Source organism: Piscinibacter gummiphilus (assembly GCF_032681285.1).
Lineage (GTDB): Bacteria > Pseudomonadota > Gammaproteobacteria > Burkholderiales > Burkholderiaceae_C > Rhizobacter > Rhizobacter gummiphilus_A.
This window is the reverse complement of record NZ_CP136336.1, coordinates 297,661-322,183: the sequence shown is the minus strand read 5'-3', so window position 1 is coordinate 322,183 and position 24,523 is coordinate 297,661. Positions and strand designations below refer to the sequence as shown.

The 24,523-nt window shown below is 69.1% G+C and carries 22 protein-coding genes; 11 read left to right on the top strand and 11 right to left on the bottom strand.

Annotated elements, in window-relative coordinates:
* Positions 1–14: 14 nt before the first annotated feature.
* On the top strand, positions 15–938 hold the full coding sequence (locus tag RXV79_RS01540) for an esterase/lipase family protein (protein ID WP_316701596.1): 924 nt from the start codon (positions 15–17) through the stop codon (positions 936–938).
* Complete coding sequence (locus tag RXV79_RS01535; RefSeq protein ID WP_316701595.1) at positions 935–1,615, top strand: hypothetical protein; 681 nt, start codon at positions 935–937, stop codon at positions 1,613–1,615. Before RXV79_RS01540 ends, RXV79_RS01535 begins: the two co-directional genes overlap by 4 nt.
* Here RXV79_RS01535 and RXV79_RS01530 read toward each other — a convergent pair.
* The 3 genes from RXV79_RS01530 to RXV79_RS01520 all read right to left on the bottom strand — a co-directional run bounded on the left by RXV79_RS01530 (position 1,602) and on the right by RXV79_RS01520 (position 5,199).
* The gene (locus RXV79_RS01530; RefSeq protein ID WP_316701594.1) at positions 1,602–3,488 is read right to left on the bottom strand and encodes a sensor histidine kinase; all 1,887 of its coding nucleotides are present in this window, start codon (positions 3,486–3,488) and stop codon (positions 1,602–1,604) included. The genes RXV79_RS01535 and RXV79_RS01530 overlap by 14 nt on opposite strands.
* Positions 3,489–4,169, bottom strand: a complete 681-nt coding sequence (locus tag RXV79_RS01525; RefSeq protein WP_316701593.1) for a LuxR C-terminal-related transcriptional regulator — start codon at positions 4,167–4,169, stop codon at positions 3,489–3,491.
* A gap of 79 nt (positions 4,170–4,248) precedes the next feature.
* Positions 4,249–5,199, bottom strand: coding sequence for a patatin-like phospholipase family protein (locus RXV79_RS01520; protein ID WP_316701592.1), 951 nt, complete (start codon positions 5,197–5,199; stop codon positions 4,249–4,251).
* Between the two features lie 209 nt (positions 5,200–5,408).
* Between RXV79_RS01520 and RXV79_RS01515 the strand changes: the two genes are divergently transcribed.
* The 4 genes from RXV79_RS01515 (at position 5,409) to RXV79_RS01500 (ending at position 9,886) form a co-directional block, all read left to right on the top strand.
* Positions 5,409–6,851: a DHA2 family efflux MFS transporter permease subunit gene (locus tag RXV79_RS01515; protein ID WP_316701590.1), complete on the top strand. Its 1,443-nt coding sequence runs from the start codon at positions 5,409–5,411 to the stop codon at positions 6,849–6,851.
* 124 nt (positions 6,852–6,975) lie between these two features.
* Entirely contained in the window at positions 6,976–7,440 is a 465-nt protein-coding gene (locus RXV79_RS01510; protein WP_316701589.1) for a (2Fe-2S)-binding protein, read from the top strand.
* 13 nt (positions 7,441–7,453) lie between these two features.
* Entirely contained in the window at positions 7,454–9,604 is a 2,151-nt protein-coding gene (locus RXV79_RS01505) for a xanthine dehydrogenase family protein molybdopterin-binding subunit (protein ID WP_316701588.1), read from the top strand.
* Positions 9,605–9,733: 129 nt separating this feature from the next.
* Positions 9,734–9,886 carry a hypothetical protein gene (locus RXV79_RS01500; protein WP_316701587.1) on the top strand — a complete coding sequence of 51 codons (153 nt, stop codon included), beginning with the start codon at positions 9,734–9,736 and terminating at the stop codon, positions 9,884–9,886.
* A 36-nt stretch (positions 9,887–9,922) separates the two neighbouring features.
* Here the strand turns inward: RXV79_RS01500 and RXV79_RS01495 are convergent, their stop codons facing one another.
* From RXV79_RS01495 to RXV79_RS01480, 4 genes are all read right to left on the bottom strand, one after another.
* On the bottom strand, positions 9,923–11,446 hold the full coding sequence (locus RXV79_RS01495; protein ID WP_316701586.1) for a non-reducing end alpha-L-arabinofuranosidase family hydrolase: 1,524 nt from the start codon (positions 11,444–11,446) through the stop codon (positions 9,923–9,925).
* A gap of 26 nt (positions 11,447–11,472) precedes the next feature.
* The gene (locus RXV79_RS01490; protein WP_316701585.1) at positions 11,473–12,801 is read right to left on the bottom strand and encodes an endo-1,4-beta-xylanase; all 1,329 of its coding nucleotides are present in this window, start codon (positions 12,799–12,801) and stop codon (positions 11,473–11,475) included.
* A gap of 199 nt (positions 12,802–13,000) precedes the next feature.
* Positions 13,001–14,227, bottom strand: coding sequence for a PQQ-dependent sugar dehydrogenase (locus tag RXV79_RS01485; RefSeq protein WP_316701584.1), 1,227 nt, complete (start codon positions 14,225–14,227; stop codon positions 13,001–13,003).
* Positions 14,228–14,486: 259 nt separating this feature from the next.
* Positions 14,487–16,598 (bottom strand): PQQ-dependent dehydrogenase, methanol/ethanol family, encoded by a 2,112-nt coding sequence (locus RXV79_RS01480; RefSeq protein ID WP_316701582.1) that lies wholly within the window; start codon positions 16,596–16,598, stop codon positions 14,487–14,489.
* Positions 16,599–16,816: 218 nt separating this feature from the next.
* On the opposite strand from RXV79_RS01480, the gene RXV79_RS01475 reads away from it, so the two are divergent.
* Together RXV79_RS01475 and RXV79_RS01470 are read left to right on the top strand one after the other, a co-directional pair.
* Positions 16,817–18,016 carry an NAD(P)/FAD-dependent oxidoreductase gene (locus tag RXV79_RS01475; RefSeq protein ID WP_316701581.1) on the top strand — a complete coding sequence of 400 codons (1,200 nt, stop codon included), beginning with the start codon at positions 16,817–16,819 and terminating at the stop codon, positions 18,014–18,016.
* A 5-nt stretch (positions 18,017–18,021) separates the two neighbouring features.
* On the top strand, positions 18,022–18,777 hold the full coding sequence (locus tag RXV79_RS01470; protein WP_316701580.1) for a class II glutamine amidotransferase: 756 nt from the start codon (positions 18,022–18,024) through the stop codon (positions 18,775–18,777).
* Here RXV79_RS01470 and RXV79_RS01465 read toward each other — a convergent pair.
* Positions 18,701–19,183: a MerR family transcriptional regulator gene (locus tag RXV79_RS01465; RefSeq protein ID WP_316701578.1), complete on the bottom strand. Its 483-nt coding sequence runs from the start codon at positions 19,181–19,183 to the stop codon at positions 18,701–18,703. The genes RXV79_RS01470 and RXV79_RS01465 overlap by 77 nt on opposite strands.
* Positions 19,183–19,626, bottom strand: a complete 444-nt coding sequence (locus RXV79_RS01460) for a nuclear transport factor 2 family protein (protein WP_316701575.1) — start codon at positions 19,624–19,626, stop codon at positions 19,183–19,185. Before RXV79_RS01460 ends, RXV79_RS01465 begins: the two co-directional genes overlap by 1 nt.
* A gap of 112 nt (positions 19,627–19,738) precedes the next feature.
* Here RXV79_RS01460 and RXV79_RS01455 point away from each other — a divergent pair, with 112 nt between their 5' ends.
* Positions 19,739–21,442: a M14 family metallopeptidase gene (locus RXV79_RS01455; protein WP_316701574.1), complete on the top strand. Its 1,704-nt coding sequence runs from the start codon at positions 19,739–19,741 to the stop codon at positions 21,440–21,442.
* A gap of 1 nt (position 21,443) precedes the next feature.
* On the opposite strand, the gene ypfH is transcribed toward RXV79_RS01455, so the two are convergent.
* The gene (gene ypfH / locus RXV79_RS01450) at positions 21,444–22,151 is read right to left on the bottom strand and encodes an esterase (protein WP_316701573.1); all 708 of its coding nucleotides are present in this window, start codon (positions 22,149–22,151) and stop codon (positions 21,444–21,446) included.
* Between the two features lie 142 nt (positions 22,152–22,293).
* Here ypfH and RXV79_RS01445 point away from each other — a divergent pair, with 142 nt between their 5' ends.
* Together RXV79_RS01445 and RXV79_RS01440 are read left to right on the top strand one after the other, a co-directional pair.
* Complete coding sequence (locus RXV79_RS01445) at positions 22,294–22,485, top strand: hypothetical protein (protein ID WP_316701572.1); 192 nt, start codon at positions 22,294–22,296, stop codon at positions 22,483–22,485.
* A 98-nt stretch (positions 22,486–22,583) separates the two neighbouring features.
* Positions 22,584–23,420, top strand: coding sequence for a DUF6929 family protein (locus tag RXV79_RS01440; RefSeq protein WP_316701570.1), 837 nt, complete (start codon positions 22,584–22,586; stop codon positions 23,418–23,420).
* Positions 23,421–23,434: 14 nt separating this feature from the next.
* Here the strand turns inward: RXV79_RS01440 and RXV79_RS01435 are convergent, their stop codons facing one another.
* A complete protein-coding gene (locus RXV79_RS01435) occupies positions 23,435–24,502 on the bottom strand; it encodes a porin (RefSeq protein ID WP_316701569.1) in 1,068 nt (355 codons plus the stop codon).
* Positions 24,503–24,523: the final 21 nt, after the last annotated feature.

The window sequence follows — 24,523 nt, the reverse complement described above, 5'->3', positions numbered from 1 at the left end:
CCACAATCGCGGGCGTGACGACTCTCACCGCCCGCCTGCTGCGCCTGCTGCTGACCGTGATGCTGGCGTGCGCGACCCACGCCCACGCTGCCGACGGCTACACCGCCACGCGCTACCCGATCGTGCTGGTGCATGGCCTCTTCGGCTTCCACACCATCGGGCCGCTCGACTACTTTCACGGCATCGCCGATGCGTTGCGCGAGGGCGGCGCCACGGTTTACGCGCCGGCGGTGTCGGCAGCGAACCTGTCCGAAGTGCGCGGCGAGCAGTTGCTGCAGGAACTGCTCGCGCTGAAGGCCGCCTACGGCCACGAGAAATTCCACCTGATCGGCCACAGCCACGGCGGCCCCACCGCGCGCTATGTCGCCGCTGTGGCGCCCGAGCTCGTGGCCTCGGTGACCACCATCGGCTCGCCGCACACCGGCAGCAAGACCGCCGATGCGATGAAGGACCTCTCGCGCAGCAGCAGCGTGCCGGCATGGCTGGCCAACACCTTGTCGGGCGCCCTGTCGTGGCTCGCGGGGCAGCCGAGCCTGCCGCAAGACGCGCTGGGCGCGCTGGCCTCACTCGACAGTGCCGGCGCCGCCGTGTTCAACCGCCGCTTCCCGCAGGCCATGCCGTTCACGCCCTGCGGCGAAGGGGCGGCGGTAGTCAACGGCGTGCACTACTTTTCGATGAGTGGCACGCGCGTCACCACCAACGCGCTCGACGCCAGCGACGCCGTGCTGGCCATCACCAGCCGCGACTTCGGTGACGAACCCAACGACGGGCTCGTCGGCCGCTGCTCCAGCCACTGGGGCACGGTGCTGCGCGACGACTACGAGTGGAACCACCTCGACGAGGTGAACCAGGCGCTGGGCCTGCGCGCGCCACTGTCGCCCGACCCGCTGGCGGTCTACCGGCTGCACGCCAACCGCTTGCGCAAGCTGGGGCTGTGACGATGAAGCGCGTGCTGATGCTGTGCCTGCTCACCACCGGCCTCGCCGCGTGTGCCGCGCCGCCCGCCCATGCCCCGCGCAGCGTGGATGACGTGCGCGCCCGCGGCTCGCTGCGCGGCACCGACCTCGACGGCGCCTGGGCCGCACCCGGCCAGCGCCGCGAGGCCGAATCGCTGCTGCTGCGCCGCTTCGACCACCTGCTCACCGCGCTCGGCGAGACCAGCCTGCCCGAGCTGCGCCGTTTCATCGAACGTGAGGTGACGCGCGAGCGTGGCGCCACCGTCGCCACGGAAACGCTGGCCGCGTGGGACGCCCACCTCGCCGTGCTGCGCGGCGAGCCGCAGGCGCAGCTGCCGAACAACCCGGCGCCCGAGGCCACACCGCCCACGCCGAAGCGGCCCACCGCCGCTCCCCGCGCGCTGCTCATCCCCGACCCGCCCGCCACCGAGGCCGACGCCCAGGCATTGCACACCCAGCGTGCCAGCCAGTTCGGAGCCGCCGCGGCGGAGCGGCTGCGCGCCCAGGACCTTGCCCGCTGGGACTGGACGCGCCGGCTCGACGAGGCCCGGGCCGCCTTGCAGCCCTTGCCGGCCGCGGCGCAAGAGGCCGAACTCGCGCACCGCTTCAAAGGGCCCGAGCTGCAGCGCGCACGGGCCCTGCTGCTCAGAGAGCGCTGACACCACCCGCCGCGTGACCGTCGACGCCGGTGGGCGCGCTGCGATGCGGCGCGAGCGGCAGGAACACCTGCACGGTGGTGCCCTCCGAACTCTCGATGCGCAAGCGCGCGCCGATGCTGCGGGCACGCTTTTCCATGATGCCCACGCCCTTGCCGCGCGAGGCCGGCTGCTCCGACAGGCCACGTCCGTTGTCCTGCACCGTGATGTGAAGGTGGTCGGCGTCGCTCGTGAGCGTCACCGCGATGCGGGTGGCCTGCGAGTGCTTGAGCGCGTTGCTGAGACTCTCCTGCAGGATGCGCAGCAGCGGCAGCGCATGCGCGGCCGGGATCACGGCCGAGTCCTGCAGGCCGGCGCTGTGCCAGGTGAGCGTGATGCCGGCGGCACGCAGGCGCGGCGCCATGCGGAAGCGCAGGTTGCCGGCCATCACGGCAAACGCATCTTCGTCGCCCGACAGGCTGTCGATGGCCAGGCGCAGGTCGTCGATGCACTCGCGCAGCAGTGCACTCGTCTGCTGCGCATCGAGCTCGCCCCGCTCGCTGAGGGCCAGCGAGCTCACGAGCTGCGAGCCGAGGCCGTCGTGGATGTCTTGCATGATGCGCTGGCGCTCTTCCAGCGCCGCGCGCTCCCGCTCGCGCTGCTGGCTCTGCTCGTGCAGGCGTTGCAGGGTGAGCTGCTGCTCTTCGAGCTTGCGGGCCATCAGCTCGTTCTGCTGGCGCTGGGCGACGAGGAAGGTGGCGAAGTCCTTCACCAGCACCGCCACCATCGCCGTGAACCACAAGGGCGAGGTGGCCTGCGCCGAATAGCCGATGGCGCCGAACACACTCTGGCCGGTGGCCGACATGAGCAGGTCGGCGCCGCCGGTGAGGATGCCGGCCACGGCGGCGATCAGGTACACGCCGCGCCGCCAGTCCCACCGGCGCAGCAGCGCCCGCGCCAGCCGGAAGAGCGGGTACAGGCCGAGCGCGAGCAGCGCGCTGCCCCACACCGCCTCCAGGCGGCTCGAGTCCGTGCTGTTGTGAAGCCAGAGATCACCCAGGTACCACAGCGGCCCCACCATCGCCCACGCGACGCACAAGCGCCCGAAGCCCTGGCGCTCGGGCGCGGTCTCGAGCCACAGCACCAGCCAGCAGCAGGCGGCCACGCCCGAGATGCCGAGGATGCGCACGAAGAGCCAGTACGGGTACAGCGCGGCCGGCATCGGTGGCAGCAGGTAGGCGAAGCACACGTTGGCCCAGCTCAGCGCCGTCAGGCCCATCAGCAGGTAGCGCACCTCGCTGCGGCGCAACGCGAAGATGCCCATCAGCATCGCCGCGTTGACGAGCGCGAAGTCGAGGCCCACCTGGGCCATCGTGTTCTGCCAGAAGAAGCGGCGCTCGTAATGGGCGCGCACCAAGTCGAAAGGCCCCACCACCATGCCGGCCACGTGGACCATCGAGTCGTGCGTGGCCCATTCCATCTCGATCCGGTTGGGCCCGTTGCGCAGCAGCTCCACCGGCAGCACGAACATGTAGGGCCGCACGTTGAGCACGGCGGTCGTGGGCGTGGAGGTGGCCACGTCGCCGACCACCACGCCGTTCACCCGCACACGGGCGCCGTCGCTGAGCTGGTGGTGGTAGATCGCCCACAGCGGCGCGGCCGTCTTGTCGGGCAGATCGAACCCTGCTTCGAGCCGGTAGTGGCGGAAGACACGCGGCGCTCGCGTGAGCCGTGCCGGCAGCGTGGTCAGCTCCAGCGTCGAGCCGGCGTCGCCCAACTCATGCAGGGTGGCGTGGTCGATGCGCAGGGCCAGCGCCTCGGGCGACGCCGCCCGGGCCGGCGCGCAGGGCAGCGCGCCCATCACGAGCGCGAGGCACAGCGCCGCACCGCGCCACATCTAGAGAATTCCGCGCTGGCGTGCCTCGAAGACCGCCTCGCCGCGCGAGTGCACCTGCAGCTTGCGGTAGACGCGCCGCAGGTAGGCGGTGACGGTGTGCCATGACAGCGCGAGCACCTGCGCCACCTCGTCGTAGGTCATGCCTTTCTCGATGAGGCGCAGCACCTCCAGCTCGCGCTGGCTCAGCGGGTTGTCTTCCGGCGGCTCCTGCGCGCCGGCGGCCGGCTTCACGAAGCGCCGGATCACCGAGCGCGCCACTGACGGGCTGATCGGCGAGCCGCCTTCGAAGAGCTCGACGATGCGGCCCGCGATCTCGCTGCTCGGCGAGTCTTTCAGCAGGTAGCCCATTGCGCCGGCCTCCAGGCTCGTGAGCACGTGTTCGTCGTCGCCGAAGACGGTGACCACCATCGGCAGCGCGTCGGGGCATTGCCGCACCAGCCAGCGGATGAAGTCGCGCCCGTCGCGGTCGGGCAGGCCAAGGTCCACCAGGTACACATCGGCCTGGCGCTGCGCCACCAGGGCCATCGCCTCCGACACGCTGCCCGCCGAGAACTGCCACGACAGGCGCGGATGGGCGCGCACCGCGTCCTCGAAGCGCTGCCGCACCTCGCGTTCGTCTTCGACGATCGCCACGGCGATCGGCAGCGCGCTCGGCGGTGCGGTGGCGGTGTCAGCGTTCATGGATCGGCCCTCTCGATGGCGCGACGCTAGGGCTTCGACTGGCGGGCGTCAATCCAGTGCCGCGCCGTCGAAGCCGCGCTCACGCCACCTCGCGCTGCGCCCGGCCTTCGAGTTGGTCGAGGATGCGCGGCAGATGGTGCGTCGCCGCGCGGCGGCCGGCTTCATAGAGGTAGGGCAGCGCGCCGGTCTCCCACAGGCCCACCTTGCGCTCCAGGCCCAGTTCGATGCTGACGATGCGCTGGCCCCGCGCCACGGCGGCTTCGAGCCGCGCCTGCATCAGGTTGTTGATGAGCGAGGTGGTGGCCTGGGCGACCAGGCGCGAGGCGCGGTCGACACGCCGCGGCATTGCCCCTTCGAAGCCCAGCGCGAGGATGACTTCGGCATCGCGGGCCGCATCGAGCGGCAAGGGGTCCGACACCACGCCGTCCACCAGGCGCCGCCCGTCGACCTCGACGCTCGGGAAGATGAAGGGCACGGCCATGCTCGCCAGCAGCGCCTGCGTGAGCAACCCTTCCGCCAGCACGACCGGCTTGCCCGTGGTGGCATCGGTGGCCGCCACCCGCAGCTGCGTGGGCAGCGATTCGATCTTGCGGCCACCGAAGGCCGCCTCCAGGCGCAGGGCGATGAGGCTGTTGTCGCGCAGCCCGAAGTCGGCATCGAAGCCCATCAGCTTGGGCGCCACCATCTGCGGGTAGGCGCGCCAGCGCGGCTGCTGCGTGAGCTCGGCCGACCACAGCGTGGTGGCGGCGTGCAGCGCGTCCTTCGGCGACATCTCCATCGCGATGGTGGCGCCGAAGAGCGCGCCCGAGCTGCAACCCACCACCAGGTCGGGCCAGATGCCTTCGTGGCGCAGGCGCTCGACGATGCCGACGGCCGCGATGCTGCGCACGCCGCCGCTGCCCAGCACCAGGGCCACGCGCGGGCGGCGCTTGGGGGGCTGCACCGGCACGCCAGCGCGCGGGTAGGCGGCGGCCACGGCGTGGCCGTTGAGGGGATGAGACGAAGGTGAAGAAGGGGTCTGGGGCTGCATGGCAGGAACTCCGAAAGCAGGTGAAGAAGGCGAACGAAGTATTCGTTTCACCCCGGGGCCTGTCTGCACCCAGCACTTGTGCACCAGGGGCCGGCATGTCGCAAGGCTTGGGGACACGCCGGCCTGCCGCCTTCATGACAGGCAGGGCACGAACCACCGCTTAGGATGCCGGGGTGTCCGGCCCCTCCCATCCCCACAGCCTTGCGCTGATGCAAGAGCGCCATGGCCCCGCCTACCGCTGGCGGGTGCTGATCACGGTGATGCTGGGCACGATGGCGTCGATCATGGCGTCGACCATCGTCAATGTGGCCCTGCCCGACATGAGCCATGTCTTCACGCTGGGCCAGGAACGGGCGCAGTGGCTGTCGGCCGGCTTCATGGCGGCCGTGACGGTGGCGATGCTGACCACGCCCTGGCTGCTCGGCCGTTTCGGCTACCGGCACACCTACTTCGCCGGCGTGTGGATGCTGCTCGTGGGCGGCATCGCGGGCGGCCTGAGTTCCAGCTTCGAGATGGTGCTCGCGATGCGTGTCATCGAGGGCCTCGCGGCCGGCATCATGCAGCCCATCCCGCCGGTGATCGTGCTGCACGTGTTCGGGCGCCAGGAGCAGGGCCGCGCGATGGGGCTCTTCGGCTTCGGCGTGGTGCTGGCACCGGCGCTCGGGCCGTCGATCGGCGGCATCCTGGTCGAGGCCTGGGGCTGGCGTTCGATCTTCTTCGTGGTGGTGCCGTTCTGCCTGGCAGCGTTTGCGATGGGGCGTGTCTACCTGCCGCACACCTCGCCCGGTGCCGAGTCGGTGAACCAGAGCGAGCGGCGTTTCGACCTGCCGGGGCTCGTGCTGCTGGCCATCGCGGTGGTCACCGGCATGAACGGCCTGGTGGAACTGCACAGCCCCACGCCGCATGCCTACGTGCTGCTGGTGGTCTCGGCGGTGACGGCGGGGGTCTTCATCTGGCGGCAACGCCATGCCGAGCACCCGCTGATGGAGTTCAAGCTCTTCGACATCCGCTCCTTCCGCATGGGCGCCTGTGTGGCCTTCATCTACGGCATGGCGCTCTTCGGCTCGACGTATCTCGTGCCGGTGTTCATGCAGATCGGCTTGAAGCTGCCGCCCTCGCAGGCGGGTGCGGTGCTGCTGCCGGCGGGCATCGTGCTCGCGTTCATGCTGCCGCTGGGCGGGCGGCTGGCCGACCATTACCCCTTCAACAAGCTGGTCGCCATCGGCATCACGCTGCTCACGCTGTCGTTCTGGCTGATGGCGCTCGTGGGCCTGCAGACCTCGCTGTGGGTCATCACGGCGTTTGCCATCGTCGGGCGCATCGGCCTCGGCACCGTGCTGCCCTCGCTCAACCTGGGCGCCATCCGCCGCCTGCCGATGGAGAACATCTCGCACGGCTCGAGCACCATCAACTTCCTGCGCCAGCTCGGCGGTGCGGTGGGCGTGGCGATGGCCGGCATCTTCCTCGAGTGGCGGCTCAAGGTGCACGTCGACGACCCCATGCGGGCGTTTCATCAGACGTTCGTGCTGCTCGGTGCGATCTGCGCACTGGCGATCGTGGCAGGCTGGCGCATGCAGCCGCCCGGCGCAGGCGTGGTGCGGCGTGATGCCGAGCCGCCCGCCAGCGAACACCAGCCGACCGACATCACCTGATCCCAGCCCCGCCTTGGGGTTTGCCCAGGTTGGACTTCGCGCTTTGCTTGGCCGATGCTTGATCGAGCCGTGCGACAGCAGCAGCACCCGGTGATCGCACGTCCCACAACAAGGAGACCCCACCGTGAGCACCAGCCTGAAGATCAACGGCAAGACGATGACCGTCAAGGCCGAACCCGACACCCCGCTGTTGTGGGTGATCCGCGATGAAGTCGGCCTGACCGGCACCAAGTTCGGTTGCGGCATGGCCTTGTGCGGCGCCTGCACCGTGCACCTCGACGGCCAGCCCGTGCGCTCGTGCCAGACCCCGCTGTCGGCCGCGGCCGGCAAGTCGGTCAACACCATCGAGAGCCTGTCGCGCAACAACACCCACCCGCTGCAGAAGGCCTGGATCGCGCACGACGTGCCGCAGTGCGGCTACTGCCAGAGCGGCCAGCTGATGAGCGCCGCCGCGCTGCTCAAGGCCAACAAGAACCCGAGCGATGCCGACATCGACGCCGCGATGAGCGGCAACATCTGCCGCTGTGGCACCTACTCCCGCATCAAGGCCGCGATCAAGACCGCTGCGGCCGAGATGAACAAGGCCTGAAGGAGCGGACGCCATGACCACCATCACCACCTCGCGCCGCGGCTTCCTGCAAGCCTCCACCCTCGCCGCCTCGGGCGGCCTCCTGCTGGGCGTCGACGTCGGCGGCCTCGGCAAGGCGCTGGCTGCCGGCACCGTGCACACGCCCAATGCCTGGGTGCACATCAGCGACGACAACACCATCACGCTGATCTCGGCCCGCTCCGAGATGGGCCAGGGGGTCTACACCTCCATGCCCATGCTCATTGCCGAAGAGCTCAACGTCGACATCAAGAACATCCGCGTCGCGATGGCGCCGCCCAACGGCAAGATCTACGGCAACGCCCTGCTCGGCGGCCCGCAGCTCACCGGCGGCTCCACCTCCGTGCGCGACGGCTGGGACAAGCTCCGCGTGGCCGGCGCCCAGGTGCGCATGATGCTCGTGAGCGCCGCTGCGCTGAAATGGAACATTCCGGAAGACCAGCTCCGTGCCGAGAACGGCATGGTGCTCGGCCCCAAGGGCAAGAAGGCCACCTACGGCCAGCTCGCGGCCGACGCCGCCCGCCTGCCGGTGCCGCAGACCCCGAAGCTTAAGGACCCGAAGGACTTCCGCATCGTCGGCAAGCCCACCAAGCGGCTCGACACCCCTGCCAAGACCAACGGCACCGCCGAGTTCGGCATCGACGTCAAGCTGCCCGGCATGGTCTACGCCGCGCTCGACCAGTGCCCGGTGATCGGCGGCAAGGTGAAGAGCTTCGACGCCAGCGCAGCGAAGAAGATGCCCGGCGTGATCGACGTGGTGCAGATCCCCGACGGCGTGGCCGTCGTCGCCGACACCTGGTGGCACGCCAACAAGGCCCGCACGGGCGTGAAGATCGAGTGGGACGAAGGCGCGGGCGCTTCGCTCACCGACAAGAGCATGCTCGAGAGCATCAAGGCCGCCGCGGTGGCCGAGGGCGCCAAGCCCCTGCCATTGCCCAAGGCCGGCGATGCCGATGCGGTGATCAAGGCGGCGGGCGCCAAGGTCTTCAAGGCCGAGTACGTGATGCCGCTCCTGTCGCACTCGCCGCTGGAGCCGATGAACTTCACCGCCTGGTACCACGACAACAAGGTCGACCTCATCGGCCCGACGCAGTGGCAGGACGCCGCCGCCGGCACCGTGGCCAAGGTCTGCGGCGTGCCGATCGAGAACGTCACGCTGCGCACCACCTTCCTCGGCGGCGGTTTCGGCCGGCGCATCGACATCGACTTCATCATCCAGGCCGCGCAGATCAGCAAGGCCGTGGGCAAGCCGGTCAAGCTCGTGTGGACGCGTGAAGACGACATGACGCACGACTTCTACCGGCCGCAGTCGGTGCACCACCTGGCCGCCGCCATCGGCGACGACGGCAAGCCGACCGCGATGACCTTCCGCATGACATCGCAGTCGGTCACCGGCCGTGTCTTCGGCCTGCCCGCCCCGGTGCAGGACCCGCTGATGACCGAGGCCGCGATGGCGGCGTACGAGATCCCGGCCACCAAGCACGAGATCCTGAAACACGACGCCGGCCTGCGCGTGGGCTACTGGCGCAGCGTGAGCCACGCGCTCAACGCCTTCGCCAACGAGACCTTCATCGACGAGCTGGCGGCCAATGCCAAGCAGGACCCGTATCAGTACCGCATGTCGCTGCTGACCAGCAAGCCGCGCTTTGCCAACGTGCTCAAGCAGGTGGCCGAGAAGTCGGGCTGGGGCACGGCGGCACCGGCCGGCCGCTCACGCGGCATCGCGCTGATGGAGGGCTACGACACCTACATGGCGATGGTGGCCGAGATCTCGCTCAACAACGGCGCGATCACCGTGCACAAGGTGACGACCGTGGCCGACCTCGGCCGCATGGTCAACCCCGACACGGTGGAGGCGCAGATCCAGTCGAGCATCGTCTTCGGCCTCACGGCCGCGCTCTATGGCGAGATCAATCTCGACAAGGGTCGGGTGCAGCAGACCAATTTCCACCAGTACAGGCTGCTGCGCATGAACGAGTCGCCCGAGATGGTGACCGTGCTCGTGCCGAGCACCGAGAAGCCTGGCGGCGTGGGCGAGCCCGGCACCGCGCTCATCGGGCCGGCAGTGGGCAACGCGGTGTTCGCGGCGACGGGCAAGCGCCTGCGCTCGATGCCCTTCACGCCGGAGAAGATCCAATCGGCCTAGCCCCAACGAATGGATGGGGGTTGTTGATGGCGGGACCAGGCCACCTTCGGGTGGCCTTTTTTACGGCTGGGGAATTCGATCGCCGGGCCGCCTGTATCCTGACGGGCTCATTCACTCGAAAGGATCGACATGGCACTGGCAAAAAAGAAGCGCGTAGGCAAGCGAACCATCTCGGCCGCCCAGGTCCGCAAGACGGCCAGCGGGCGCAAGCGCCGCAAGTCCGACGGCACCCAGCCCGCACTGGGGCCGCTCTTCAAGACGCCGACGCCCGCGGCGTCGTGAAGACACGAGCGGGCCGCACGTGGCCCGCTCAGCCCCTCAGCAGGGCGAATTGGTCTGCGTGAGCAGGCCCAGGCGGTACGGCAGCCGGTCGTAGCTGCCGCTCGCGCCCGGCGCGAGACCCTGGTAGAGCATGCGCATGTTGCAGGCGCTGATCTCCAGGTTCTGGTCGTAGCCGGTGCGCAGGATCTCGCCGTGGCTGATGCCCTGGCTCCACTTGCCGGCGGGGAAACTCACGTTGGCGTCGCCGGCGAAGGGGTTGCTCTCGGTGGCGGCAAGCGTCGTCCACGGGCCGCTCAGGCTCGGTGAGGTGAACGAGCGGAAGTAGCGCCCGCTGCTGCCGATGGCCTCGACGATCATCAGGTACTGCCCCGTCTCGCGCACTTTGTAGACCTGCGGCGCCTCGAAGAGGTTGTTGCGGTTCGAGTCCTGCAAGGTGACCACCGTGCTGCCGAAGCCGTTGGGGAAGTTCGCCAGCGTCGTCTGCGAGCGGTAGATCTTGCCGTTGTCGCCCGCCGAGAAGAGGTGGCAGTTGACCGTGTCGCAAGCCACCGCGAAATCGAGCCAGTTGGCCCCGGCGCGAATGTCAGCCTGGATGTTGCTCGGCACGCTGCTGTAGAAGGTCTTGACCGCGCTCCAGCCGCCCGGGTTGTTGATGTCGGGGTTGGTGGAGTAGGCGGCGTTGCCGTTCTGGAACACGAGGTACCAGAGCCGAGACGGTGAGTGATAGAACACGAAGGGCGCTGCGCGGTAGCCCGCACCGATGGCGGTGGAGTCGAGGAAATATGGGTTGGCCGAGCCGGCGTTCGACCAGTCGGTGAACGAGCGGTATTCGAGCCCCCAGCCGTTGCCCTTGGCCTGCGTGGAGAACACATGCCAGCGGCCACCGTAGTAGACGACGGTCGGGTCCTTGATCGCTACCTCGGGGTACTGCGACGAGGGCTTGGCCACCATGAGCGCCGCGCTCGACGTCCAGCGGAAGCTCGTCGGCAGCTTCACGCCGCCGGTGGGTGGCGGCGTGGTCGTGGTGACGGGCACCAGCGCCCAGGTCTGGTTGCTGCCCGCCCAGTCGGTGTACTGCTGGATGTCGCCACCGTCGGCGGTGGACCCACCGACCACGTCGAGCGCCTTGCCCGAATTGGCGTTGACGAAGCGCACCGCGCTGTTGTCGCTGCCGGCCAGGCGGAACTGCTGGCTGGCGGCGTTCTGGTCGGTGTACTGGTTGATGGCCGCGCCGTTGGCCGTCGACGCGCCGGCCACGCCCACCACCTTGCCGGAGTGGCGGTTGCGAAGCCGGTAGTAGCCGTTGCCGGAGCTCACGAACTGGAACTGCTGGTTGTTGCCGTCGGCGCGCGTCCACTGGCGGAATTCGGCGCCGTCGGCGGTGACCCAGTTGTAGAGGTCGAGCGCCTTGCCGCTGTTGGCGTTGACGAGCACGTACCAGGCGTTGGTGTCGATGGTGATGGCGGCATCGGCCGAGCGGGGGCCCAGCAGCAACGCCGCGCCAGCCGCGAAGACGAGCGCCGAGATCGTGCGGCGCGCGCGGGTGGTGATGAGGTTCATCGGGTGTCCTTTCGCAGCCGGCGGGTTCACAGGTCGCCGAAGCCGATGGCGCCGTTGCAGTGCAGCCACTCGCTCAAGCCATTGCCGCCGCCGCAGGCGCCGTTCTGGTAGACGCCGGTGTTGTAGCTCTGGGCTTCTGCCTGGCGCACGCTGCCGTTGACGCTGAGGTAGTCGACCTGCACGTCGCGGCCGGTCGCGTCGTTGGTGAACTCCACGGTCGAGCCGCCCGACAGCGTGGTGGTGATCGTGTAGTTGGTCATCGTGGTGCTCAGCGTCCAGGTGCGCACCGCCGTGCCGCCGATGCGCAGCGTCACGCTTTCCTGGCCCGTGGTGCCGCGAGCGCGCACGACGATGTTCTTGCTGGTGCCGCCACTGCCGCCCCCGCCGATGGTGGTGGTGCGCACGTAGTTCTTGAGCCAGGCCATCGCCGGGCGCTCGCTGCCGTCGCGGCGCACGAGGTGGGTGTTGTTGACCCAGGTCTGGCCTTCGATGTAGCCCCAGAGCGTCACGTGGGCCACGCCGGGGTGCGTCCACAGGCCGGGGAAGAGGCGCTGGTAACGCGCGAGCTGGGTCGAGTCGTCGCCGGTCATGTCGAGCTCCGAGACGAAGATGGGCACGCCCGTCTGCGCCAGCGAGTCGAGGTTGGCCTTCATCGTGGCGGCGCTCAGGTTGTCCATGCTGAAGTGGTGCGCCTGGATGCCCACGCCGTCGACCAGCCCGCGCGCCTTCAGGATGTTGACGATGCCCTTGTAGCGGTTGAGCTTGGTGGCGTCGTTGATGATCCCGTACTCGTTGATCAGCAGCTTCGCGGTGGGGCAGTGCTGGCGGGCCTTCTGGAACGACCAGACGATCCAGTCCCAGCCGGTGGAGCCCGAGCCGCCGAGGGCGTTGCGGTAGCTGGCGGGCTGGCTGATGGGCTCGTTGACGACGTCGATGTACTGCGTCTGCGGATAGCGCGCGCAGTACAGGCGCATGAACTCTTCCACCTCATAGGCCTGCTGGGAGGCGCTGACCGAGCCGATCCACCCCGGCTCCTGCGCGCCCCACACGAAGGTGTGCTGCTTGAACGGGAAGCCGTTGGAGCGTGCGTAGTTGTAGGCGGTGTCGAGCGGGCCCCAGTTCATCTGGTTGCGCGTGGCCTCCACCGAGCCCCACTTGCCGGCGTTCTCGGGCGTGACCTGGTTCCAGTAGGCACTGAAGTTCGAGGGCACGCTGCCCGCGATGATGTTGCCGAGGAACTTGGGCTTGCCGGTGGCGAGCTGAGCCTGGGCCAGGCCGGCCGCGCCGAGCAGGGCGAGGGCGCCGGTGCAGACGGCAGCGCTGCGCAGCGCCTTGAGGAGGTGGGAGGTGATCATGGGCGCGTTCCTTTTGAAGGGCTGAAACGGGCCGGACGGCCCAACCGGGGACGCGATCCTCCTTGAAGCGGCTTGGCGCTGCGATTGGTGCTTGTGTGCCCCGCATTCATACAAGCCCGGCCCTGACGGATGTGCTACCTCGCAGCGGCCAGTGCGCTCGAGCCGGCCTCCTGGCATGAGGCGCCAGGGGTCGAGGCCGTCACGGCCCCGGCGTGATCTTCCAGAGCTCGCCCTCGTTCTCGTCGGTCACGACGAAGAGCGCGCCGGCTGCGTCCTGCCGCACGTCGCGAATCCGCTTGCCGCGCTCCGCCAGCAGCCATTCCTCGCCGACCACACGGTGCCCGTCGAGCACGAGCCGCACGAGTTTCCGGTCCTTCAGCCCGCCGATGAAAAGGTTGCCTTTCCACGCCGGGAAGGCATCGCCTGTGTACCACTGCGCCCCCGAAGGCGCGATGACCGGGTCCCAGTAATACGCCGGCTGGACGAGGCCCTCGCGTGCGGTGGCTCCGGGGCCGATGGGCTGGCCCGAATATTCCTCGCCGTAAGCGATGAGCGGCCAGCCGTAGTTGCGGCCCTTCTCGACGAGGTTGAGCTCGTCGCCGCCACGCGTGCCCATCTCCACCACCCAGAGCGTGCCCTGCGGGTCGAAGGCGGCCGCCTGCACGTTTCGGTGGCCGACGGTCCAGATCTCGGGCAGGGCGCCGGCACGGCCGACGAAGGGGTTGTCGGGCGGCACGCTGCCGTCGGGCTGGAGGCGCAGGATCTTGCCGAGGTGGCTGTTCATCGCCTGGGCCTGCGGGCGCGTCGCCCTGTCGGAACGCTCGCCCATCGTCACGTAGAGCATGCCGTCGGGGCCGAAGGCGAGGCGCGAGCCGAAGTGCTTGTCGCCGTCGTAGGTGGGCGAGGTGCGCAGGATCACGCGCACCTGCTCGAGCTTCGTGCGGTCGGCCGAGAGCACGCCTTTCGCCACGCTCGTGCCATTGCCGCCCTGGCGTGGCTCGGAGTAGCTCCAGTAGACGGTGCGGTCGGTGGCGAACCCGGGGCTGAGCGCCACGTCGAGCAGGCCGCCTTGCCCGCGGGCGTCGACGGCCGGCAAGCCAGCAAGCGGTGCGCCCAGTTGGCCGGAGGGCGAAACGATGCGCATGCGCCCCGGCTTCTCCGTCACGAGCAGGTGGCCGTCGGGCAGCGGCTCCACCGCCCACGGCTTCACGAGGCCGGTGGCCAGCACGGTCACCGTGACCGGCGCGCTGCGCGGCGCGGCACAGGCGCGGGTCTGGCCGGCGAACGCCGGTTGTTGCGAGGTCGCATTGGCCTCGCGGGTCTCCAGCGGCTGGCAGCCCGGGGACGGCCCTGCCTGGGCCCAGGTCGATGCGCTGACGAGGAGGATCGCGCCAGCGAGCAAGGTGCGTGCGGGGAGTGTCTTCATGGGGGTACTCCGGCAATCCACATACCGACACATGGCCAACCCATATGGTCTACCCTGGCGCTTCCTTCAACTGCGAAAGGAGGTGGTCAGTGTCTACATCCACACGGTCCGGGGTGACTCCCCGAACATAGTCTTCGGCGTCATTGCCGGACCCGCAGGCGCTCCACACTTCGGTGGGAGCGCCTGCGTCATTTCAGGGGCGCTCGCATGAAAAAGGCCGGGCGTGACCCGGCCTCTGGTCGTGGAGATCGAGCGCCGCCTACTTCTTCGGCCGGATCGAATCCGGCACGCCCTGGATGAAGGCCTTCAGCTTCGGGATGTCTTCGGGCTTCAGCCGGCCGGTGAAGTCGGGCATGCCGCGCTCCTTGGCCGCGCCACCCAGCACATAAGCCTCGAGGTTGTTGATCACGTCGGGGTGCGAGTAGCCGAGGTTGGGGATGTTGCCGCCGCGGTCGACGCCCGGCACGCCGTGGCAGAGCACGCAGCTCGCCACGTACAGGCCCTGGCCTTCGGGCACCTGCTTGGGGTCGTAGGCCACGCCTTGCAGCAACGCGTTCATCTTCACCTGCGCCATCTCGGGCATCGGGTTCTTCGCCCCCACCGCGAAGGTGTAGACCGTGCCCGGGCCGACCTTGTCGCTGGCGCGCTGCGAGACGCCGTACGAGCCGCCCCAACCGACCGCGATCGACACGTACTGCTTGCCGTCGACCATGTAGGTGCTGGGCGCGGCGATCACGCCGGTGCCGGTGGGTGTTTCCCAGAGCTTCTCGCCGGTGCTGGCGTTGAAGGCCATGAAGCGGCCCTCCGCCGTGCCCTGGAACACGACGTTGCCGGCGGTCGCGAGGGTGCCGCCGTTCCACGGCGACACATGCTCATGGCGCCAGGCTTCCTTCTGCCGGACCGGGTCCCACGCCAGCAGGCGGCCGAAGGGTTTGCTGGTGGCGGGTACCGCGCCGATGAACATCGCGGTGTTCCAGCCCTGGTTGGAGCCGGGCACGCCGAGCGTCATCTCGTTGAACTTGTAGTTCTTGTTGTCCATCAGCGTCAGCGGGATGTTCTGCGCCGGCAGGTAGACGAGGCCCGTCTTCGGGCTGAACGACATCGGGTGCCAGTTGTGCGCGCCCAGCGGGCCGGGGATGCTGTCGTAGCCCTTGTCGGCGCTGCGGGCGATCGCGGTCTCGATGGGGAAGCCTTTCTCGTCGTAGCCCGTCGCCCAGTTCACGTCGACGAAGTTCTTCGCGCTGATGAACTTGCCGTTGGTGCGGTCGATGACGAAGAAGAAGCCGTTCTTCGGCGCATGCAGGATCACCTTGCGCGTCTTGCCGCCGAGCTTGATGTCGGCCAGGATCATCGGCTGCGTCGAGGTGTAGTCCCAGTTGTCGCCCGGCGTTTCCTGGTAGTGCCACACGTACTTGCCGGTGTCGGGGTTGATCGCGACGATGGAGGCGAGGAAGAGGTTGTCGCCGCCGCCCGGGCTGCGCTTGGCACGCGACCACGGCGAGCCGTTGCCGGTGCCGATGTAGAGCAGGTTGAGCTTGGGGTCGAAGGTGATGCTGTCCCACACGGTGCCGCCACCGCCGGCTTCCCAGTACTTGTTGCTCGGGTCCCAAGTCTTGGCGGCGCGGGCGAGGGCCTCGTTCTCATAAGGCTTGGCCGGGTCGCCCGGCACGGTGAAGAAACGCCACTTCTCGGCGCCGGTCTCGGCGTCATACGCCGTGATGTAGCCGCGCACGCCGTACTCGGCGCCGCCGTTGCCGATGATCACCATGCCCTTGAACACTCTGGGCGCGCCGGTGATCGTGTAGGGGCGCTTGCGGTCGATGGAGGTGTCTTTCTCCCACACCAGCTTGCCGGTGGCCGCATCCAGCGCGATCAAGCGCGCGTCGAACGAGCCGACGTAGACCTTGCCCTTGTGGAGCGCCACGCCGCGGTTGACCACGTCGCAGCAGCCCTTCACGCCGACTTCGCGCGGCACCTTGGGGTCATACGTCCAGATGCGCTTGCCGGTGCGCACGTCGACCGCGTGCACCACGCTCCACGAGGCGGTGACGTACATGATCCCGTCGACCACCAGCGGGGTCGACTCCACGCCACGAGTGGATTCGAGGTTGTAGCTCCAGACGAGGCCAAGCTCCTTGACGTTCTTCTCGTTGATCTGGTCGAGGCGGCTGAAGCGGGTCTCGGCGTAGTCGAGGCCGTAGCTTGGCCAGTCGCGCGTGGTGGTGTTGTTGGCGATGGCGCGGCCATCGATGCGTGAGGTGACGGCGCGGATGTGCTCTTCCGAGCCCTTGGCGGGCGCCTGTGCGAGCGCGGCGAGCTGCACGCCGGCACCCAACGCCACGGCCAGCGCGGCGATCCAATGCTTCTTCATGCGGGAGGTCTCCTGTGTGATTCGAGGCTGGCCGGCTGGGCGCCGCCATCCGTCCCTGCATCGAGTCGGCAGGGTGCCGAAGGATCATCAGTGAGATCGCGGATCGATCACAACAAGGTGTTTTCCCGCAAACTTGCAGCCTCTTGCTGCAGTGCTCGCGCGCACCTTGCGCCAGCCTGTCACACGGGTGGGTGAAAGCGGGCCGCTATGCTTGCCGGATGAACCTGACCCTGGCCCAACTCCCCGAGCGCTGCGAGGTGCTGGTGGTGGGCGCCGGCCCCGCCGGCAGCGCTGCCGCCACCGCGCTCGCGCGGGCCGGCAAAGACGTGGTGCTGGTCGACCAGCGCAGCTTCCCGCGCGAGAAGGTGTGCGGCGACGGGCTCATCCCCGATGCGCACACGGCGCTCGCGCGCCTGGGTGTGCTCGACGAGGTGATGGCGCGTGCGCAGCGCGCCACGCACGTGGGCTGCATCGCGCCGCGCGGTGGGCGTGTCGACGTGCCGGGCCGCCTGGCGGTGCTGCCGCGGCGCGAGCTCGACGACATCGTCTGCCGCAACGCGGTGCGCGCCGGCGCACGCATGTTTGCGCCAGTGCACTTCGACGCGCCGCTCACCGACACCGCCGGCCGCGTGTGCGGCGCGCGGCTCTCGCAGGGCGGCGAGGCGCGCGAGCTCCATGCCGACTGGGTGGTGCTGGCCACCGGCGCCGTGCCGCAGGCGCTGCTGGCCGCGGGGCTTTGCGACAGGCAGGGGCCGTCGGCCGTGGCGCTGCGCGGTTATGTGAAGAACGCGTCGCAGATCGGCCAGATCCGCGCGCTCGAAGTGGTGTGGCACCGCCAGCTGCGGCCGGGGTACGGCTGGATCTTCCCGTGCGCCGACGGCGTGTTCAACATCGGCGTCGGCGTCTTCGGCCACGCGAAGGAAGACGTGAACCTGAAGCGGCTCTTCGAAAGCTTCTGCGAGTTCTACGCCCCGGCACGCGAGCTGATGGCCGGCGGCGAGCTGCTCGGCCCGCTGAAGGGTGCGCCGCTGCGCTGCACGCTCGATGGCGCGCGCTACAGCCGCCCGGGCCTGCTGGTGACGGGCGAGGCCGCGGGCAGCACCTACGCCTTCACCGGCGAAGGCATCGGCAAGGCGCTCGAGACCGGCCTGCTCGCCGCCGAGGCGCTTGCCGGCAAGCGCTCGGATGCCGACGTGCGCCAGGGCTACGAGCAGAGCCTGCTCGCACTCAAGCCGCGCTTCCAGCTCTACGAGCGCGCCAACCGCGTCAACGCGCACCCGTGGCTGGTCGACCTGCTGATCTGGCGTGCGCGCAAGAGCGAGCGCCTCATCCGGCGCATGGCCGGCGTGCTCGAAGAGAACGGCAACCCGGCGCAGCTGCTCAGCGCGAAGGGTGTCTTCCGCTTGTTCACGGAGTAGCCACCATGTGCCAGCTCCTGGGCATGAATGCCAACACACCGACCGACCTCGTGTTCAGCTTCACCGGCTTCTCGAAACGCGCCGAGGAGCACAAGGACGGCTTCGGCATCGCCTTCTTCGAAGACGCCGGCGTGCGCCTCTTCGTCGATGCGCAGAGCGCCGCCGTCTCGCCGGTGGCCGAGATGGTGCGGCGCTACCCCATCCACAGCGCCAACGTCATCGCGCACATCCGCAAGGCCACGCAGGGGCGCGTGGCGCTTCAGAACACGCACCCTTTCCAACGCGAGCTGTGGGGCCGCTACTGGGCGTTTGCGCACAACGGCGACCTGAAGGGCTACGCACCCACGCTGCACAGCGCCTTCCACCCGGTGGGCGACACCGACAGCGAGCGCGCCTTCTGCTGGCTCATGCAGGAGCTCGCCAAGGCGCACGCCGGCGTGCCCACCATCGCCGAACTCACGCGCACGCTCGGCGAACTCGTGCCGCGCATCGCCGCGCACGGCACCTTCAACTTCATGCTGAGCAACGGCCAGGCCTTGTGGGCCCACTGCTCGACCAAGCTGCACTACATCGTGCGCCAGCACCCGTTTCGCGCGGCGCGGCTGCAAGACGAGGACATGAGCGTCGACTTCGCCCAGGTCACCACGCCCCACGACCGGGTGGCCGTCGTGGTGACGGAGCCGCTCACGGCCGACGAGCCTTGGGTCGCGCTGCAGCCGGGCGAGCTGAAGGTGTTCGTGGACGGGTCGGCGGTGGTGTGACCTCGTAAGGCCCCACCACCGGCCGCTTGCCGCTGGCGAGCCACTCGCCGTAATAGTCGAGCTTGCGGTCGAGCAGCTGGAGGCCGAGCTTCCAGTCTTCGATGGTCGCAAGCACCCGCTCGCGGTGCGCGGCGAAGAGCGCATGCCGGTCGGCGATCGTCGCCTTGCCCTGCTTCACGAGCGTGGCGTAGCGCCGCATCTCGCCGATCGTCATGCCCGTGAGGCGCAGCCGCTCCATCAGGTCGAGCCAGGCCACGTGCTCTTCCTGGTAGAGGCGGCGGCCGGCAGGGTCGCGCTGCACGCCCGGCATCAGGCCCTGCGTCTCGTACCAGCGGATGGTGTGCACGCTGCGCAGGGTGCGGCGAGACAGCTCGCCGATCTTGATCGTGCCGGGCTTGCGGGGCATCAGGCGCTCTTGGTCGTGGCCGGTTCGTCGGGGCGAAACCAGGTGTCCCACACGTGGAAGGTGTCGTAGTACTCCTTCAGGTCGACGATCTTGCCGTCACGCAGCGTGATAAGCATGTGGTACTCGTTGTTGTAGACGCGGCCGTTCTTCAGCTCGCCGCGCGATTCCACTTCCATCGCGACCTGGTCGCGCTCGGCGATGGTGTTCTTGACCCACATGCGCAGGCCGCCGTTCAGCCGCGAATTCATGCGCTCGAAGACGGCGGCGATCTGCGCCTTGTCTTTCGGGCCGGAACTCGGCAGCCGGTCGGGCTTGCCCATCAGCCGGTAGCAGATGTCGTCGGCGAAGAGGTCGAGTACGCCTGGAATGTCGTTGTCGTTGAAACACTCGATGAAGCGGCGCGCGACACGGGTGTTTTCGGCAGCAAGAGAGGTGGTGCTCATGGTCAGCTCCTGGTGAGGTGAGAGGGAGCTCGGCATTGGGCGATCTAGAGTGCACTCTATGTCAAGGCCCTGCGGCAAGATGGGGGTTTCCTCGTCGCTACCCTCGCGCACCATGCCCCAGCCACCCGCCCAACGCTTCGACACGTTCTACCCCTACGACGCGCTGACCCAGCTGCTCTTCGACTACGCCACCGCCTACCCGGCCCTGGTGCGGGTGGACAGCATCGGCAAGAGCCACGAAGGGCGCGACATCTGGGTGGTGACCGTGACCAACACCCACACCGGCGAGGCCGCCGACAAGCCCGGCTTCTGGGTCGACGGCAACATCCATGCGGCCGAACTCACCGCCAGCACCGCGGTGCTGTACTACCTGCAGCAGCTGGTGCAGGGCTTCGAGACCGACCGCGAGATCGCGCACCTGCTCGACACCCGCGTGGTCTACCTCTGCCCGCGCCTCAACCCCGACGGCGCCGAGCTCGCGCTCGCCGAGCGGCCGCGGCACATCCGCTCATCCACACGCCGCTACCCCTTCGACGACGAGCCGGTCGACGGCCTCACGATGGAAGACGTCGACGGTGACGGCCGCATCCTCTTCATGCGCCAGCGCGACCCGCACGGCGCCTACAAGAAGTGCGCGCAAGACCCGCGCCTCATGGTGCCGCGCGAGCCGGGCGAGTTCGGAGGCGAGTACTACCGGCTGATGCCCGAAGGCTTCGTGAAGAACTACGACGGCCTCACGATCAAGGTCAACAAGGACCTCGAAGGCCTCGACCTCAACCGCAACTTCCCCGCCGGCTGGCGGCAGGAGCACGAGCAGGTGGGCGCCGGCCCCTACCCGACCAGCGAGCCCGAGGTGCGGGCGATGGTCGACTTCATCTTGGCGCACCCCAACATCGGCGCCGGCATCAGCTACCACACGCACAGCGGCGTGATCCTGCGGCCACCGGGCACGCACGGCGACGACGACATGACGCCCGAAGACCTGTGGGCCTACAAGCGCTTCAGCGCCTTGGGCGAGAAGCTCACCGGCTACCCCGCCATCAGCATCTGGCACGACTTCAAATACCACCCCAAGGAAGTCATCACCGGCACGCAGGACTGGCTCTACGAGCACCTGGGCGCGCTCTTCTGGGTGGTGGAGATGTGGGCGCCCAACCGCGAAGCCGGCATCACCGACTACAAGTGGATCGACTGGTACCGCGAGCACCCGGTGGAAGACGACCTGAAGCTGCTCAAGTGGAGCGACGAGCAGTGCGGCGGCCTCGCGCACGTCGACTGGAAGCCTTTCCACCACCCGCAGCTCGGGGCGGTCGAGATCGGCGGCTGGGACAAGATGAACTACTGGCGCAACCCGCCGCCGCACCTGCGCGAACGCGAGGCCGCGCGCTTCCCGAAGTGGATGACGCAGATCACGCTCTCGCTGCCGAAACTCGAAGTGCTGCGCACCGAAGTGCGCGCGCTCGGCCCTGACACCTGGCGCGTGCGCTTCGCGGTGGGCAACAGCGGCTGGCTGCCGGCCTACGTGACCAAGCGGGCGCTCGAGCGCAAGGCGGTGCGCGGCGTGGTGTTCGAGATCCACCTGCCGGCGGGCGACCCGACGGTGTCGCTCGTGAGCGGCCAGGAGCGCACCGAAGGCCCGCAGCTCGAAGGCCATGCGCCGCAGAACTCGCTGCAGGCCTTCCTGCCGCAGCGCGAGGTCACCGGCGACCGCGCCGTGGGCGAGTGGGTGGTGCGCGCACCCAAGGGCACGCGCCTCGCGCTCAGCGCGCGGGCCGACCGCGCTGGCGCGGTGCGGGCCGAAGTCTCACTGGACTGACTCAATCCAGGTCGCGACTCGAGGCCGGCTTCGACAGCACCGGCGCATCGCTCATCGCCTCGCGCCACACCTTCTTGGGCAGGAAGGTGCGCAGCTGCTCGATGGCCTTGTCCATCAGCGCCGGGTGCAGCTCGTGGCCGATGTGCGGCAGCACGTCGGCCGTCACGTCGCCGCCGAGCGCGACCAGCCGCTCGGCCGAGTCGATGGCCGGGCCGGGCGGGATCACCGTGTCGACCATGCCGTGGAAGAGGTGCACCGTGGTGTCGTGCGGCGCGTGCGCGGGCGGCGTGGCGTGGCGGCCGGCAAACGCGAGCACACGCCCGGCCAGCTGCGGCTCGGCCTGCACCGCTTCGAGCGACATCACCGCGCCTTGCGAGAAGCCGGCCAGCGCGGTGCGCTCCCAGCCCATGTGGAACTGCTGCTGCACCGCGCGCACGATGCCGATGAAGCGTGGCAGCGCCGCCGCCACACGCTCCACGCGCCGCGCCTCGGTCAGCCCGACCGGCGAAAACCACTGCCAGCCGCCACCCTTGCCTTCGAAGGCATCGGGCGCGTTGAGGCACACGACCGCGGCCTGCGGGTACTCGGCGGCCAGGCGCTGCGCCAGGGGCGTCATCGTCGAGGCGTCCTGACCCACGCCGTGAAAGAGCAGGAACAGCAGTTCGGTCGGGCCGCTGGGCGGCAGGTGGGCAAGTGCGGAAGCGGTCATGCCCGGAGTTTGTATCAACACGAAGGCCAGGGTTACCCAGGGGACGCGCCCCCTTCCAGCCGTGAAATGCCGCACGTAGACTACAAGTGGTTACAGGCACTGCGCGTGCCGCATTCCACCTGTCCGTCACAGAGGAGGTCTCATGAGCGACGCGATCCAAGCCCGCGAGTACCAGGAGTCCCGGATTGAAGACGAACCCATCCTCGGCCCCGTGCTGGCCATGCCCGATGGGCGCATCCAGCCGCTGACCTGGATGGAGCGCCTGATGGTGAGGCTGCACCTCACCAATGCCAAGACGCTGGAAGCGCGCTACTTCAAGCCGGTGAGCGCCTGATCGGTGTCGCTGCCGGGGCGGCACCGTCCGCCCTGCCGGCGCAGACCCTGCGCCCCCTGAGCGTCGACCCGCGCCAGCACCCGCGCGGGCTGGCCCACGTGTCGGCCGCGAGCGGCCTCGTGTGCGCGTTCGGCCGCGCTTACGTGGTGTGCGACGACGAGCAGCACCTCGCCGTCTTCCATGACGCCCATCGCCCGGGCCACCTGCACCGGCTGCTGCCGGGCGACCTGCCGGCCGATGCCACCGAGCGCAAACGGCGCAAGGCCGATTTCGAAACGCTGGTGCTGCTCGACGATTACCCGACGCGGCACGCCCACACCCTGGTGGCGCTCGGCTCGGGCTCGACGGCGCAGCGCGACACCGGCATCGCCCTCGTGCTGGACGCGAACGGCCGGATGACGAGAGGCCTGCGGCGCTTCACGCTGGCCGCGCTCTACCAGCCCCTGCGCAGCGCGCTCGGCGAGATCAACATCGAGGGCGCCTTCATGCACGGCGACGAGCTGGTGCTCCTGCACCGCGGCGGCCAGGGTGGCGCCGACAACGCGGTGCTGCACCTGCAACGCTCGCAACTCGTGGCCGCGATCGATGGGCGCGGCGGCATCGGGCCCGCGCCGCGCATCGTGCCCCTGCCCTTGGGCACGTTCGACGGTGTGCCGCTCGGCTTCACCGACGGCGCGGCGCTGCCCGGTGGCGGCTGGGTCTTCTGCGCGGCCGCCGAAGCCACGGCCAGCAGCTATGCCGACGGGGCCTGCGCCGGTGGCGCCATTGGCGTGGTCGACGCCGCCGGCGAGCTGGCCGCGCTGCACCGGCTGGCCACGCCGCACAAGCCCGAAGGCATCGCGGTGCGAGCCCACGCGCGCGGGCTCGACGTGTGCCTCGTCACCGACGCCGACGACCCGGCGCGCGCCGCCGAGCTGCTGCTCGTGCGGCTCTGATCAACCCGCCCGCGTCAGAACTTCACCCGCAGGCCCAGCGCGAAGGTGTTGCCGGTGTTGGTGCCGGTGAGCTTGTCGTTCATGTAGACGGCGTACACGTCGGTGTTCTTCGACAGCCAGTAGTCGTAGCCCACGGTGAGCGTCTTGTTCTTCACGTCGGCCGTCGGGAACTCGGCCGTGGCCTGGCCGTACTGCGCGAGCACCTTGCCCGGGCCCACCGGCACCGAGGCGCCGAGGCCGAAGTAGTTGGTCTCGGTGCCGGTGGCCGCCTCCGTCTTCACCAGGGCGTACTGGCCGAATACCTTCACCACCTTCGCGTCGTAGGCGACGCCCACCGTCGCCGCGTCCTGGTACTTGAAGCCGGTCGACACGATCGCCGGCGTGAAGCCCGACAGGCCGTGCTTGACGCGCTGGTAGGCGACCGTCGCCGACAGCGGCCCGCCGAAATACAGCACGTTGGCGCCCACGCTGTTGCCGACGGCGCTCGTGCTGCCTTCGCCGAGCGCGCCCTGCAGGTTGAAGCTGAACCCCCCCGCGCTCGGGCTCGAATAGAGCAGCGAGTTGCTCCAGCCGGTGTCGCCCAGGAAGGGCAGCATCTGCGACTTCGGGATCAGCACCTGGCGGATCGACGGCGAGTAGCCGAACGAGTCGCCGAAGGCATTGAAGATCAGGGTGGAGACGAAGTACTGGTTGGTGGTGCGGCCGAGCGTGGTGGAGCCGAAGTCGCCTTCGAGGCCCACCCAGGCGGCGCGCGCCCAGAAGGCGTCGCCGGTGAAACGGCCGGAGTTGCCGGTGTCGGCCAGCAGGAAGCCTTCGATCGCGAACTTGGCCTTGAGCGTGTTGCTCAGCTGTTCCTTGCCGCCGAAGCCGAAATAGCTGGTGGCCATGTTGCCGCTTTGCACCTTCTTCACCTTGCTCGTGCCGGCGTCCTGGAACTGGCCGGCCGACATGTCGATCAGGCCGTAGAGCGACACCGACGATTGGGCATGGGCCGGGGCGGAAGACAGGCACAGCGCTGCACTGGCGAGCGCGACGGCTTTGGCGAGAGGGGAAAGATGCAGGGGCATGAGCGGGCGAAGCATGGCGAGAGGCTCCAACGGTCG

Bases quoted from the DNA above. Each gene is read 5' to 3' on its own strand.
- RXV79_RS01485 (WP_316701584.1), bottom strand. From the start codon at position 14,227: ATGAAGACACTCCCCGCACGCACCTTGCTCGCTGGCGCGATCCTCCTC.
- RXV79_RS01490 (WP_316701585.1), bottom strand. From the start codon at position 12,801: ATGATCACCTCCCACCTCCTCAAGGCGCTGCGCAGCGCTGCCGTCTGC.
- RXV79_RS01530 (WP_316701594.1), bottom strand. From the start codon at position 3,488: ATGTGGCGCGGTGCGGCGCTGTGCCTCGCGCTCGTGATGGGCGCGCTG.
- RXV79_RS01480 (WP_316701582.1), bottom strand. From the start codon at position 16,598: ATGAAGAAGCATTGGATCGCCGCGCTGGCCGTGGCGTTGGGTGCCGGC.
- RXV79_RS01505 (WP_316701588.1), top strand. From the start codon at position 7,454: ATGACCACCATCACCACCTCGCGCCGCGGCTTCCTGCAAGCCTCCACC.
- RXV79_RS01465 (WP_316701578.1), bottom strand. From the start codon at position 19,183: ATGCCCCGCAAGCCCGGCACGATCAAGATCGGCGAGCTGTCTCGCCGC.
- RXV79_RS01495 (WP_316701586.1), bottom strand. From the start codon at position 11,446: ATGAACCTCATCACCACCCGCGCGCGCCGCACGATCTCGGCGCTCGTC.
- RXV79_RS01455 (WP_316701574.1), top strand. From the start codon at position 19,739: ATGCCCCAGCCACCCGCCCAACGCTTCGACACGTTCTACCCCTACGAC.
- RXV79_RS01500 (WP_316701587.1), top strand. From the start codon at position 9,734: ATGGCACTGGCAAAAAAGAAGCGCGTAGGCAAGCGAACCATCTCGGCC.
- RXV79_RS01525 (WP_316701593.1), bottom strand. From the start codon at position 4,169: ATGAACGCTGACACCGCCACCGCACCGCCGAGCGCGCTGCCGATCGCC.
- ypfH (WP_316701573.1), bottom strand. From the start codon at position 22,151: ATGACCGCTTCCGCACTTGCCCACCTGCCGCCCAGCGGCCCGACCGAA.
- RXV79_RS01460 (WP_316701575.1), bottom strand. From the start codon at position 19,626: ATGAGCACCACCTCTCTTGCTGCCGAAAACACCCGTGTCGCGCGCCGC.
- RXV79_RS01445 (WP_316701572.1), top strand. From the start codon at position 22,294: ATGAGCGACGCGATCCAAGCCCGCGAGTACCAGGAGTCCCGGATTGAA.
- RXV79_RS01520 (WP_316701592.1), bottom strand. From the start codon at position 5,199: ATGCAGCCCCAGACCCCTTCTTCACCTTCGTCTCATCCCCTCAACGGC.
- RXV79_RS01475 (WP_316701581.1), top strand. From the start codon at position 16,817: ATGAACCTGACCCTGGCCCAACTCCCCGAGCGCTGCGAGGTGCTGGTG.
- RXV79_RS01470 (WP_316701580.1), top strand. From the start codon at position 18,022: ATGTGCCAGCTCCTGGGCATGAATGCCAACACACCGACCGACCTCGTG.
- RXV79_RS01515 (WP_316701590.1), top strand. From the start codon at position 5,409: ATGCAAGAGCGCCATGGCCCCGCCTACCGCTGGCGGGTGCTGATCACG.
- RXV79_RS01435 (WP_316701569.1), bottom strand. From the start codon at position 24,502: ATGCTTCGCCCGCTCATGCCCCTGCATCTTTCCCCTCTCGCCAAAGCC.